Below are 12,744 nucleotides of genomic sequence, written 5' to 3' on the forward strand. Positions count from 1 at the left end.
CCGATCCGATTTCCTCGGTGCTTTCCAGGTTCCCGCTTTCGCGTTTCCCTTTCCGGCGATTCCGACTCTATCAGACTCTTTCGTGTCCGATTCCCCGTCGGCGGGTTTTGTCTTCGCGGCTGTTGGGCCGTTCCGACGAGTGAGACTTTAGCGGAATCGCGGCCCCCGAGCTAATCGGGGTCGCGCTCTTTCGAACGCGGATTCCTCATTTCGCAAACATGCATGAAAACGCGTCGACGACGAGGTCGTCGATCGTTGAATGCTTGGTGCGGAATGGCTGTCCGGGGACCGACCGGAGTCGGCGCTCACGTCGGACAACTCGGAGAACACTACGGACGGGGCCTGGGTGTGTCAACTCGCGCCCGGACGGTGCCCTGCAGGCGTACGCTCGTCTCCATGACAACGCGTACGTGCACCCAGCTGTGGTGGGCCACCTGACGGCGGCCGTACTCACGTATGCACTCAACGGCCGCCGCCTCGGCGGCCGTTCTTGTATCTCCCTCCTGGAGAGCCGGCCGGCGGGCGCGGCGGCCTCGACCAGGAGGTGGAGAGATGACGCGGATCTTCAGCGGGGTCAAGCCGACCGGGCATCTGACGCTGGGGAACTACCTGGGGGCCGTACGGCGCTGGGCCGACGTCGATCAGCATCGGGCCGACGCCCTGTTCTGCGTCGTCGACCTGCACGCGCTGACCGTGGACCACGATCCGGCGCGGGTGCGCAGGCTCAGCAGGCAGGCGGCGACGCTGTTGCTCGCGTCCGGGCTCGATCCGGACCTGTGCACCGTGTTCGTGCAGAGCCATGTGGACGAGCACGCCCGGCTGTCGTACGTGCTGGAGTGCGTCGCGACCGACGGGGAGATGCGTCGGATGATCCAGTACAAGGAGAAGGCGTCGCGGGAGCGTGAGCGCGGCGGGAGTGTGCGGCTGTCGTTGCTGACGTATCCCGCGCTGATGGCGGCGGACATCCTGGCGTACGGAACCGACGAGGTGCCGGTCGGGGAGGACCAGACCCAGCACGTCGAACTCACCCGGGATCTGGCGGTGCGCTTCAACCAGCGGTACGGCCACACGTTCGTGGTGCCCCGGGCCACCCGTCCGGACGTCGCCGCACGGGTGATGAACCTCCAGGAGCCGACGTCGAAGATGGGCAAGAGCGACGACGTGGGACCGGGGGTGGTCTATCTGCTCGACGAGCCGGATGTCGTACGGAAGAAGATCATGCGTGCCGTGACGGACAGCGGTCAGGACGTCGTGTACGACCGGGAGGCGAGGCCGGGGGTCTCGAATCTGCTGGAGATCCTCGCGGCCTGTGAGGGTGGGAACCCCGAGGCCTTGGCCGGTGTATATGAGTCGTACGGCGCTTTGAAGAAGGACACCGCCGAGGCCGTGGTCGAGCTCCTCAGGCCCGTACAGGAGAGGCACCAGCAGTTGTGCGCGGATCCTGCGTATGTGGAGGGGGTGCTCCGAAGTGGGGCGGAGAAGGCGAGGGCCATGGCGAGGCCGAGAGTCGATGCCGCTTATCGGGCGATCGGGCTGCTGCCGGCCGGCTGATGCGGTCCCGTGCGCGTCGACAGGCCTCGGAGGGGACAGGGCGCGAAGACGCGGGGGCCGGGCGGGTGGGGTCGGTGTGAGCTGAGGGACGGTGGGCCGGTGTCGGCCGGCCCACCGTCTTCCCGCTGTGGCCCGGAGGCTGCCCGGCGCCCCGGGGCTGTACCCGGACGCCCCGGCGGTCGGGAGCTGCTCGGCTAGTTGTTGCCGGAGGCCAGCTCGCGGCTGCGGTCGCGGGCCGCCTCCAGAGCGGCGATGAGTGCGGCGCGCACGCCGTGGTTCTCCAGTTCGCGGATCGCGTTGATCGTGGTGCCCGCGGGGGACGTGACGTTCTCGCGCAGCTTCACGGGGTGCTCCCCGCTGTCGCGGAGCATCACGGCGGCGCCGATCGCGGACTGGACGATCAGGTCGTGGGCCTTGTCGCGGGGCAGGCCGAGCAGGATGCCCGCGTCGGTCATGGCCTCGACCAGATAGAAGAAGTACGCCGGGCCGGAGCCGGACAGGGCGGTGCAGGCGTCCTGCTGGCTCTCGGGGACGCGGAGCGTCTTGCCGACCGCTCCGAAGATCTCCTCGGCGGTGGCGAGGTGGTCGGCGGTGGCGTGGCTGCCGGCGGAGATGACGGACATGGCCTCGTCGACGAGGGCGGGCGTGTTCGTCATGACGCGGACCACCGGGGTGCCTGTGGCCAGGCGCTCCTCGAAGAAGGAGGTGGGGATGCCGGCCGCGCCGCTGATGACCAGGCGGTCGGCGGGGATGTGCGGGGCGAGTTCGTCGAGGAGGGTGCCCATGTCCTGTGGCTTGACCGTGAGGATCAGGGTGTCGGCGGTCTTCGCCGCTTCCGGGTTGGTGACCGGGGTGACTCCGTGGCGCTCCTGGAGCTCCCTGGCCCGCTCCGGGCGCCGGGCGGTGACCAGCAGGTCGGCGGGAGCCCAGCCCGCTCGGATCATTCCGCTGAGCAGGGCTTCGCCGATCTTGCCGGTGCCGAGGACTGCGACTTTCTGCGTCATGTGCGGGTGCCCTCCGGGGTGCGTCGTCCTGGGCTCATCCTCGCACTCAGGGGGGCGGACGGGTCGGTGTGTCCGGTGTGCGGACGGTGCGGGCCGTCAGACGGTGCGGCGCCGGAGCGTTGCGGCTCCGAGGGTGAGGACGAGCAGGGCGCAGCCCGCGACGATCGCGACGTCACGGACGAAGTCGGCCGTCATGTCGGTGTGTTTGAGGACTTCGTTCATGCCGTCGACCGCGTAGGACATGGGCAGCACGTCGGAGATGGCTTCCAGGACGGGGTGCATGTTGGGGCGGGGTGTGAACAGGCCGCAGAGGAGGAGCTGGGGGAAGATCACGGCCGGCATGAACTGGACGGCCTGGAATTCGGAGGAGGCGAAGGCGGAGACGAAGAGGCCCAGGGCGGTGCCGAGAAGCGCGTCGAGCAGGGCGACGAGCAGGAGGAGCCAGGGGGAGCCGGTCACGTCGAGACCGAGGAACCAGACGGCCAGGCCCGTGGCGAGGGCGGACTGGACGATGGCCAGGGCGCCGAAGGCCAGGGCGTAGCCGGCGATCAGGTCGCCCTTGCCGAGGGGCATGGCGAGGAGGCGTTCGAGGGTGCCCGAGGTGCGTTCGCGGAGTGTGGCGATCGAGGTCACCAGGAACATCGTGATCAGCGGGAAGATCCCGAGGAGGGAGGCGCCGATGGAGTCGAAGGTGGCGGGGCTCCCGTCGAAGACGTAGCGCAGCAGGAAGAGCATCACGCACGGGATGAGGATCATCAGGGCGATGGTGCGCGGGTCGTGGTGGAGCTGGCGCAGCACGCGGGTCGCCGTCGCGGTGGTGCGCGAGAGGTTGAGTGCGCTCGGGCGTGGTGCGGGGGCCGCCGAAGCGCTGGTGCCGGGGTTCGCGGGTGACGTGGTGCCGGTGGTGCTCATCAGGCGGTCTCCTTTCGGCTGGGGTCGCCGGTCCGGGAGTCGGTTCCCTGCCCGTCGCCCGTCGCGCTCCTGTCGTCCGACGCCGGCTCGGTGTCCTTCGCCGGCCGGTTGCCGGCCCCTGCCGCCTCGTCGACCAGGCGGAGGAAGGCGGCTTCGACGGTGTCGGAGTCGAAGCGTGCGCGCAGCGCGTCGGGGGTGTCGTCGGCGAGGATCCGGCCCTCGCGCATGAGCAGGAGGCGGTGGCAGCGCTCGGCTTCGTCCATGACATGGGAGGAGACGAGCAGGGTCGCGTTCCGCTCCGCGGCGATGGTGTGGAAGAGGTTCCACAGGTCGCGGCGCAGGACGGGGTCGAGGCCCACGGTCGGCTCGTCGAGGACGAGGAGTTCGGGGGTGCCGAGGAGGGCGACCGCCAGGGAGACACGGCTGCGCTGGCCGCCGGAGAGGTTGCCGGCGAGGGCGTCGGCGTGCGAGGTGAGGTCGACGTCGGCGATGGCCTGGGTGACGTCGGCGCGGCGGCGCTCGGCGGCGGCCCGGCCGGGGTCGAGGATCGCGGCGAAGTAGGCGAGGTTCTGGCGGACGGTCAGGTCGTCGTAGACGGAGGGGGCCTGGGTGACGTAGCCGATGCGGGAGCGGAGTGCGGGGTCGCCGGCGGGGCGGCCGAGGACGTCGAGCGTGCCGGTGACCTTCGCCTGGGTGCCGACGATGGAGCGCATGAGTGTCGACTTGCCGCAGCCGGAGGGGCCGAGCAGTCCGGTGATCTGGCCGCGGGGCACGGCGAATTCGAGTCCGCGGAGGACGGTGCGCGTCCCTCGGACGACGGTGAGTTCCTGGGCGCGGACAGCGGGCTGGTCAAAGGGCGTGGAGGGGTCCGACGGGTCGGGCGGACGCGACCGAATAATCATCATGCGATGAATATTCCTCCTGTGCGGCGCGCCGGTCAACCCCGGTCGCACGAGGCGGCGCAAGCGCGCGTCGGCGTGATCGGAGGGGAGCGCTCCGGGGGTGCGCGGGACGGTGCGCTTCCGTGTCCACGTGGCTGTTCCACGGAAGGGGTGTGCAATCAACGGCCCTTCCTGACAATGGATTTCAGTGCGCGGACATATGCCGCTCGGCGCCCGGACGACGGGTGCCGAGCGACCATGTGACGCGCCGGCAGGTCCGCCGTGCCCTCCCCCGGCCCGGCACCCACGCATCTCCCGCTCTTCGACCGGAGGTGCCGTTGTCATGCGTAAAGCCGATCTACTCGCGTCCCTCGTCGTGTTCCTCGTCGCGTTGCCCCTGTGCGTGGGTGTCGCCATGGCCTCCGGTGTGCCCGCCGAACTGGGGCTGGTCACCGGGATCGTCGGCGGCCTGGTGGCCGGGGCGTTGCCCGGGAGCAGCCTCCAGGTGAGCGGGCCCGCCGCCGGGTTGACCGTCCTGGTGTACGAGGCGGTGCGTGCGTACGGCGTGGAAGCGCTGGGCGTGCTGGTGCTCGCGGCCGGGCTGACGCAGCTCGCGCTCGGAGTGCTGCGTCTCGGACGGTGGTTCCGGGCCGTGTCCGTGGCCGTGGTGCACGGAATGCTCGCCGGGATCGGGCTCGTCCTGATCGCCGGCCAGGTGTACGCGATGGGTGACGCGACCGCGCCCGGCAGCGGACTCGGGAAGATCGGCGGGCTGGTGTCGCTGGCGGGTGACGCGGACCCGGTGGCGCTGGCGGTCGGCGGCGCCACCGTGGCCGTACTCCTGCTGTGGCCGCGGTGGCGGCGAGGGGCACGCCTGGTGCCGGCGCCGCTCGTGGCGGTGGCGCTCGCCTCACTCGTGACCGGGCTGTTCGACCTGTCGGTGCGGCGCGTCGAGGTGCGCGGCCTGCTCGATGCCGTCCGTCCGCCGTCCGCCGACGATCTGGGGCGGCTCACGGAAGTGGGCGTGATCGGGACGGTGCTGGCGTTCGCGCTGATCGCCTCGGCGGAGTCCTTGTTCAGCGCGGCGGCCGTGGACCGGCTGCACCGGGGTCCGCGCACCGACTACGACCGTGAGTTGATCGCGCAGGGCGCGGGCAACACCGTGTGCGGCATGCTCGGGGCGCTGCCGATGACCGCGGTGATCGTGCGGAGCGCGGCGAACGTGCAGGCCGGGGCGCGGACCAAGGCCTCGCGGGTGCTGCACGGGGTGTGGCTGCTGCTCTTCACGGCCGTCGTGCCGGGCGTGCTCGGCGTGATCCCGGTGGCCGCGCTGGCCGGGCTGCTGGTGCACGCGGGCTGCAAGCTCGTGCCGGTACGGGAGCTGCGGCCGCTGTGGCGGACGCACCGGGGCGAACTGGTGGTGCTCACGGTGACGGCCGTGGCCATCGTGGTCGGGAACCTGTTCGAGGGCGTGCTGGCCGGGCTGGCGCTCGCGGTGGCGAAGACCGCGTGGGACATCAGCCATGTGCACGTGGACACGGAGGACCGCGGGGCCGCGGGCATCGTCGTACGGGTCGTCGGCAACGCCACCTTCCTGCGGCTGCCGAAGCTGCTGGACGCGTTGGAGGCGCTGCCTCACGACCGCGATGTACGGCTGGAGTTGGGCGGGCTCCGGCATGTGGACCACGCGTGTGCGGCGGCCCTGGAGGGCTGGGCCGCCGGGCGGGATCACGAGCGGGTCGCCACCAGCAGGTCCACGACGTAGGTCTCCTCCACTGTTCCGTCCGGGAAGAGGGGCAGGAGGTGATTGCGCTCCTCGGCGAGGAACGCCCGGGTGGCCTCCTCGCCAAGGACCAGGAACGCCGAATGGCTGCCGAGGTTGGCGAGATGCGTGTCGAGGGGGACGCGGCGGCTCCAGCGGACCTGGCGGCGGTCGAAGTCCAGTCGTCGGCTCGGGTCGGCGGCGAGCGCGGCGGCGGCCCGGGCGCCGCTGCCGCTCTTCTCCACGACCGGGTCGATACCGAAGCGCCGCTGGACACGTTCGGCCGCCTCGGCGATCCACCGAACGTCCAGGGCGTCGGTGTTCCACCACAGGGCGAGGGCGCCGCCCGGACGCAGGACGCGCAGCGCCTCGGGCACCGAGTGGGCCGGGTCGGTCCAGTGCCAGGCCTGGGCGTAGGTGAGGAAATCGACGGAGGCGTCGGCCAGCGGGAGGGCATCGCCGGTGCCCCGGACGATCGGGACGCCGGGCAGGGTGCGGCGGAACTGCGCGGTCATCCCCTCGCCGGGCTCCACGGCGAGCACATCCGCGCCCCGCGCGTGCAGCAGCGCCGTCGCGATGCCGGTGCCCGCACCCACGTCGACGACCCTCGCACCCGCGAGCGGGCGGGACGCCAGGTCCTCGATCGCGTCGAAGAGGGCCGGCGGGTAGGAGGGGCGGTTCGCGGCGTACTGGGCCGCGGCGGCGTTGAAGGAGTGGGCCCGGGTGGCGTGCGAGGACGCGGAGGCGGAAGCGGTCATGTGTCCATGGTGGCGGGTGGTACGAGCCGGGGGCAGGGTGCCTCGGCGGGTGCCCCTGGCTGAGCGCCGCCGCATGTCGTCCGGTACGTGTCCCGGGGCACGCCTCCGGGTTCCGGCTCGGCCCGCCGCGGCTGCGGACCGCGGCCCGGCGGGCCCGGCGGGTCGGCACCTCGGGCACCCCGGCACCCCGGCGCCTCGGCATCGCGCCGTCGCGCCGTCGCGGCAGCCCAGGATCGCGGCGCCTCGGCGGCCCGGCATCTCGGCCGTCACTCGGCCCTGCCCGCCGTCGGGCACCCGATCCCGCCCCCAGGAGCCGCGCGCGGAACCACGAACGAGCCCCGGCTCCCAGGGTGCCGACCCCGATCCGAGGCCAGGGGTCAGGAGCGTCGGCCCCGCTTCTTAGAAGGGTTGCCCGTACGGCGCTTGCTGCGCCGCTCGTACTGCTGCCGCGCCTCCTCGTACTCCTCGCGATGCAGGCGCTCGCCCGGGGCCTCGGTGAAGGAGCGGAAGAAGTAGGCGAAGAGGGAGCCGATGAAGCCGATGGCCAGCAGACCGCGGAGCGAGGCCTGGCGTTCGGCGTCGGGGCGCTTGGCGAACGAGTCCCAGGTGTGCCGGAACGCGAGCGCGCTGCACACCGCGAACATCACCACGACCAGCACGGTCACGGGCTTGCCGACGTCCGCGATGGCAAGGCCCTGGTAGGCGAAGCGGAGCACGAAGCAGGAGGCCACCGCGGCGGCCAGCGACCCCACGGCGACACCGACACGGCGGCCCGTGTAGCCGCCCTCGTGCGCCACCCAGGTCGTCCCGAAGAAACGCAGGGGCTCGGGCTGGGGGCCTGCCGGGGTGCCGGTCTCTGTCTCGTCGCTCACCCGACGATTATCGCTCCGGCGCTCCTCCGCGGATTCCCGGCCGTCGTCGGACGACGGCCGGGACCGTCCTCGGTCAGGAGCAGCGCGGGGCGACGTATCCGTCGCTGCCGGTCTTCACGTACGCGTCCGCGACGAACTGCGCGTTGGCGATGTTGTCCCAGATCTTCGACGTCCCGTACGGGCCGGTGACCGTCTCGCCCGGGCACTGGCAGCGGATCGGGACGCTGGAGCCCGCCGGCAGAGTGCGGACGATGCTGTAGTGGGTGCCCGGGCCGCTGCGGACGTTGACGCTGTACCCCGGTGCGAGCGGGTACGTCCGCGCCGTCTCGGTGGTCAGAGCCTCGGCGTCCGCCGTCTCCCCCGCGCCCGTGATCTCGATGTCCTCCGTGGCCATTCTGGCCTCCCCCCGTGAATGGTTCACGCCAAGTTCATACTGAGCGCCGAGGCTAGCAAGCCGCCGAGGTTTCGCACGAAGCATCGACTAGGCTCTGCGCGTCGCGCGTGCGGACGAACACACGGGGGTGAGTGATGCCGCCACGGCGCAGCACCGGTACGGACCCGGAAGCGGAACATCCGCGGTACGCCGGGCAGTACCTGCTGGAGGCGGAACTCGGATCCGGTGGCATGGGCATCGTGCATCTCGCACGGTCCGCCTCCGGGCTACGGCTCGCGGTCAAGGTCGTCCATGCCGAGTTCGCTCAAGACCCGGAATTCCGGGGGCGGTTCAGGCAGGAGGTCGCGGCGGCCCGACGGGTCAGCGGCGCCTTCACCGCGCCCGTGGTGGACGCCGACCCGGAGGCCGAACACCCGTGGATGGCCACCCTGTTCATCCCTGGGCCGACCCTGGCCGAGCATGTGAAGCGGAACGGCGCGCTGCCGCCCGCCCGGCTGCGCCATCTGATGGCCGGGCTGGCCGAGGCGCTGCGCGACATCCACCGGGCCGGTGTCGTGCACCGCGACCTCAAGCCGAGCAACGTGCTGCTGGCGGGCGACGGCCCCAAGGTCATCGACTTCGGCATCTCCCGGCCCTCGGACAGCGAGTTGCGCACGGAGACCGGCAAGTTGATCGGCACGCCGCCGTTCATGGCTCCCGAACAGTTCCGCAGGCCACGGCAGGTCGGGCCGGCCGCCGACGTGTTCGCGCTGGGTTCGGTGATCGTGCACGCGGCCACCGGGAGCGGGCCCTTCGACTCGGACAGTCCGTATCTCGTCGCGTATCAAGTCGTCCACGAAGAGCCGGACTTGACAGGAGTGCCGGAGGACATCGCAGGACTGGTCTCGCGATGCCTCGCCAAGGAGCCCGAGGACCGGCCCACGCCGGACGAACTGATGACCGCGCTGCGTTCGGTGTCGGCCTCGTACGACACCCAGGCGTTCATACCCGAACAGCGCACCCGGAACGGGGAGTCGGCGCGGCACGGGCAGGAGGAACGGGCGGATGCACCGTCCCCCGCGGCCGCCTCGCCGTGGACCGACCCGGCGGCCGACGACGAGAGTCCCGCGTCCGGGAGCGGACCGGTGTCCGGAGCCCGGAGCGGTCGGGTGTCCGGAGCCGGGAGCCGTCCGACGGCCGACGACGCGACACACGCGCGCGGGGACGGTCCGGCGCGTCCCACGGCACCCGCTCCCGAGATCGGGCCCGCGCAGCCCGGGAGGTCGGGGACGTCGGGGACGGAGACCGGGCCGGCCGCGCCGCGGTCGGCCCGGCGGCGTCCGCTCCTCGCCGTGGCGGCGGCCGGACTCGCGGTCGCGGTGGGCGTCGGCGCCACGGTCCTCCTCGCCGGATCGGACGACCCGGCACCGCAGAAGAAGGACACAGGGCAGCGGTCGGCGAGCGCCTTCCGCCCGTGGGAGGTCGAGCTGACCGCACGGGGCGCCGAGGCCACCGGCCAGCCGCACTGCACGTACACACCCCACACCCTGTACTGCATCAGGCCCGGTGTGCTGGCCGCCGCCGTCGACGCGACGGACGGCCGGGTGCTGTGGTCCCGGAACGACACCGCCCGGCGGGGCACCGACGTCGCCCAGGAGCCGGTCCTCTCCGGCGGGCTCCTGCACGTCCTCAGCCGGGGCGGCAAGCAGCTGACGGCGCTCGACCCGGCCACGGGCAGGACCCGCTGGAGCCGCGACGTCACCCGCTACGAGGGGCGCGTCGCGCACGCCGGCGGCGTCGTCCTGCTCACCGGCCCCGACTCCCGGGTCACCGCACTCGACGCGACGACCGGGAACGAGAAGTGGCAGCACACGCTCCCGGGACAGACGATGCCGAGCTTCTCCTCGTACGGGGACGGAGTCGCCTACGCGGTGACGGCGGCCGGGAAGGAGACCCGGGTGGCCGCGGTCGACCCGCAGACCGGTGCCATGAGCTGGCAGCGGCACCTGGCCGGGACACTGAACATCGTGGGCGCGCACGACGGGGCGGTGTGGTTCACCTCGACGGCCACCGACAGCTACACCGACGCCGTCGTCCGCTACGACGTCGCCCACCGCACGGCCGAGCGGGTCGCGCTGCGCTTCCCGCTGCCCGGCGCGCAGGCCGCCGTGGCCGGCGACACCGTCTATCTACTGGCCGACGGCGGCGCGCTGGTGGCCGTCGACACCAGGACGTCGAAGCAGCTGTGGCGGGCGGAGACGTCCGTCAGCTGGGCGTCCGCGCCCGTCGTGGCCGGGAACCGGTTGTACCTGAGCGCCGTGGACGGCAGGCTCCTCGCGGTCGACGCGGCGCGCGGCACCCTGCTCGGCCAGACGAAGGCACGCCTGGGCGACCGGCGGGGCTCCCTCGTCAATGTGCTTCCCGCTCCGGTCGCCGCCCCGGGCAGGGTCTACGGGACCGCCCCGGACGGCTCGCTGTTCGCGGTCGACGCCCGCGATCCCTCTGCGTGGTGAGGTACGGGCCCCGGGGTTCCGACGCGACCACCTCGTGACGCCCCTCACGCCCGGGCGAGAGGGAAAGCGAAGAGGCCGCTCCTGAAGGAGCGGCCCCTCGCACGGCTGTCGGTCCGGGCGGCCGTCGTGGCCGCCGGCCGGCTCAGCCCAGCTTCGAGACGTCGCGCACCGCGCCCTTGTCCGCGCTGGTCGCCATCGCGGCGTAGGCGCGCAGGGCGGCGGAGACCTTGCGGTCGCGGTTCGCGGGGGCGTACACGCCGTTCAGGGCCTCGCGGCGGGCGTCCAGTTCCTCCTCCGCCACCAGCAGATCGATCGAGCGGTTCGGGATGTCGATGCGGATGCGGTCGCCGTCCCGCACCAGGGCGATGGTGCCGCCCGCGGCCGCCTCCGGGGAAGCGTGGCCGATGGACAGGCCCGAAGTGCCGCCGGAGAAGCGGCCGTCGGTGACCAGGGCACACGCCTTGCCCAGGCCACGGCCCTTCAGGTACGAGGTCGGGTACAGCATCTCCTGCATGCCCGGGCCGCCCTTGGGGCCCTCGTAGCGGATGACGACGACGTCGCCCTCCTTGACCTGCTGGGTGAGGATCTTCTGAACGGCCTCCTCCTGCGACTCGCAGACGACCGCCGGGCCCTCGAAGGTCCAGATGGACTCGTCGACGCCGGCCGTCTTCACCACGCAGCCGTCGACGGCGAGGTTGCCCTTGAGGACCGCCAGGCCGCCGTCCTTGGAGTACGCGTGCTCGGCGGAGCGGATGCAGCCGCCCTCGGCGTCCTCGTCGAGGGCCTCCCAGCGCTCGGACTGGGAGAAGGCCTCGGCGGAGCGGACACAGCCGGGGGCCGCGTGCCACAGCTCGACCGCCTCGGCGGACGGGGAGCCGCCGCGCACGTCCCACGTCTTGAGCCAGTCGGCCAGGGACGGGCTGTGCACGGCGTGCACGTCCTCGTTCAGCAGGCCCGCGCGGTGCAGTTCGCCCAGCAGCGCGGGGATGCCGCCGGCGCGGTGCACGTCCTCCATGTAGTACGTGCGGTCCTTCGCCACGTTCGGGGCGACCTTGGCGAGGCAGGGCACTCGGCGCGAGACCTCGTTGATCTCCTCCAGGCCGAAGGGGAGGCCCGCCTCCTGCGCCGCCGCCAGCAGGTGCAGGATCGTGTTGGTCGAGCCGCCCATCGCGATGTCGAGGGCCATCGCGTTCTCGAAGGCCGCGAAGGTGGCGACGTTGCGGGGCAGGACGGTCTCGTCGTCCTGCTCGTAGTAGCGGCGGGTGATGTCCATGACCGTGCGGGCGGCGTTCTCGTACAGCGCCTTGCGGGCGGTGTGCGTGGCCAGGACCGAGCCGTTGCCCGGGAGGGAGAGGCCGATCGCCTCGGTCAGGCAGTTCATCGAGTTGGCGGTGAACATGCCGGAACACGAGCCGCAGGTCGGGCAGGCGTTCTCCTCGATGCGGAGGATGTCCTCGTCCGAGATCTTGTCGTTCACCGCGTCGGAGATCGCGTCGACCAGGTCGAGCGTGCGGACCGTGCCGTCGACGAGGGTCGCGCGGCCGGACTCCATCGGGCCGCCGGAGACGAAGACCGTCGGGATGTTCAGCCGCAGGGCGGCGTTCAGCATGCCCGGGGTGATCTTGTCGCAGTTGGAGATGCAGATCAGCGCGTCGGCGCAGTGGGCCTCGACCATGTACTCGACGCTGTCGGCGATCAGGTCGCGGGAGGGCAGGCTGTAGAGCATGCCGCCGTGGCCCATGGCGATGCCGTCGTCGACGGCGATCGTGTTGAACTCGCGCGGGATGCCGCCCGCCTCCCTGATCGCCTCGCTGACGATCCGGCCGACCGGCTGGAGGTGGGTGTGGCCCGGCACGAACTCCGTGAAGGAGTTGGCGACCGCGATGATCGGCTTCCGCCCGATGTCCGCGCCCGGTACACCGGAGGCGCGCATAAGGGCGCGGGCGCCCGCCATGTTGCGGCCGTGGGTGACTGTGCGGGACCTCAGCTCGGGCATCGTCGCTCGCTCCTTCGGAGAGTTATGACTGGGTCGAGCGTACGCCGGTGCTCCAGGATCCGGACAGGCGGTCCGAAATACGGGACACACATCTCGGTCGCCGAGCGCACCCCGACCGACGG

General features: G+C 72.0%; 10 protein-coding genes. 3 read left to right on the top strand and 7 right to left on the bottom strand.

All coding sequences use genetic code 11. From position 1 onward, the window contains the following. The first annotated feature begins 552 nt into the window (after nucleotides 1-552). On the top strand, nucleotides 553-1,551 hold the full coding sequence (gene trpS, locus ACZ4IF_RS30665) for a tryptophan--tRNA ligase (protein WP_359491809.1): 999 nt from the start codon (nucleotides 553-555) through the stop codon (nucleotides 1,549-1,551). A 194-nt stretch (nucleotides 1,552-1,745) separates the two neighbouring features. On the opposite strand, the gene proC is transcribed toward trpS, so the two are convergent. The 3 genes from proC to ACZ4IF_RS30680 form a co-directional block, all read right to left on the bottom strand. Next, nucleotides 1,746-2,555: a pyrroline-5-carboxylate reductase gene (proC, locus tag ACZ4IF_RS30670; protein WP_359491811.1), complete on the bottom strand. Its 810-nt coding sequence runs from the start codon at nucleotides 2,553-2,555 to the stop codon at nucleotides 1,746-1,748. Between the two features lie 96 nt (nucleotides 2,556-2,651). After that, complete coding sequence (locus ACZ4IF_RS30675) at nucleotides 2,652-3,467, bottom strand: ABC transporter permease (RefSeq protein ID WP_467568590.1); 816 nt, start codon at nucleotides 3,465-3,467, stop codon at nucleotides 2,652-2,654. Continuing rightward, a complete protein-coding gene (locus ACZ4IF_RS30680) occupies nucleotides 3,467-4,765 on the bottom strand; it encodes an ABC transporter ATP-binding protein (RefSeq protein ID WP_467568592.1) in 1,299 nt (432 codons plus the stop codon). Before ACZ4IF_RS30680 ends, ACZ4IF_RS30675 begins: the two co-directional genes overlap by 1 nt. On the opposite strand from ACZ4IF_RS30680, the gene ACZ4IF_RS30685 reads away from it, so the two are divergent. Continuing rightward, nucleotides 4,692-6,113, top strand: coding sequence for a SulP family inorganic anion transporter (locus ACZ4IF_RS30685; protein ID WP_467568594.1), 1,422 nt, complete (start codon nucleotides 4,692-4,694; stop codon nucleotides 6,111-6,113). The two genes, ACZ4IF_RS30680 and ACZ4IF_RS30685, sit on opposite strands and share 74 nt — an antisense overlap. Here the strand turns inward: ACZ4IF_RS30685 and ACZ4IF_RS30690 are convergent. The 3 genes from ACZ4IF_RS30690 to ACZ4IF_RS30700 all read right to left on the bottom strand — a co-directional run bounded on the left by ACZ4IF_RS30690 (nucleotide 6,077) and on the right by ACZ4IF_RS30700 (nucleotide 8,134). Beyond that, nucleotides 6,077-6,868, bottom strand: coding sequence for a class I SAM-dependent methyltransferase (locus ACZ4IF_RS30690; protein ID WP_467568596.1), 792 nt, complete (start codon nucleotides 6,866-6,868; stop codon nucleotides 6,077-6,079). The genes ACZ4IF_RS30685 and ACZ4IF_RS30690 overlap by 37 nt on opposite strands. Before the next feature lie 377 nt (nucleotides 6,869-7,245). Beyond that, the gene (locus tag ACZ4IF_RS30695) at nucleotides 7,246-7,740 is read right to left on the bottom strand and encodes an EamA/RhaT family transporter (protein ID WP_467568598.1); all 495 of its coding nucleotides are present in this window, start codon (nucleotides 7,738-7,740) and stop codon (nucleotides 7,246-7,248) included. A gap of 73 nt (nucleotides 7,741-7,813) precedes the next feature. Then, nucleotides 7,814-8,134 carry a peptidase gene (locus ACZ4IF_RS30700; protein WP_467568600.1) on the bottom strand — a complete coding sequence of 107 codons (321 nt, stop codon included), beginning with the start codon at nucleotides 8,132-8,134 and terminating at the stop codon, nucleotides 7,814-7,816. 134 nt (nucleotides 8,135-8,268) lie between these two features. On the opposite strand from ACZ4IF_RS30700, the gene ACZ4IF_RS30705 reads away from it, so the two are divergent. After that, nucleotides 8,269-10,626 (top strand): serine/threonine-protein kinase, encoded by a 2,358-nt coding sequence (locus ACZ4IF_RS30705; protein ID WP_467568602.1) that lies wholly within the window; start codon nucleotides 8,269-8,271, stop codon nucleotides 10,624-10,626. Between the two features lie 142 nt (nucleotides 10,627-10,768). Here the strand turns inward: ACZ4IF_RS30705 and ilvD are convergent, their stop codons facing one another. Further along, entirely contained in the window at nucleotides 10,769-12,622 is a 1,854-nt protein-coding gene (gene ilvD / locus ACZ4IF_RS30710) for a dihydroxy-acid dehydratase (protein WP_467568604.1), read from the bottom strand. Between the last annotated feature and the right edge of the window lie 122 nt (nucleotides 12,623-12,744).

The sequence above is a fragment of the Streptomyces sp. NPDC025784 genome (genome assembly GCF_055558435.1).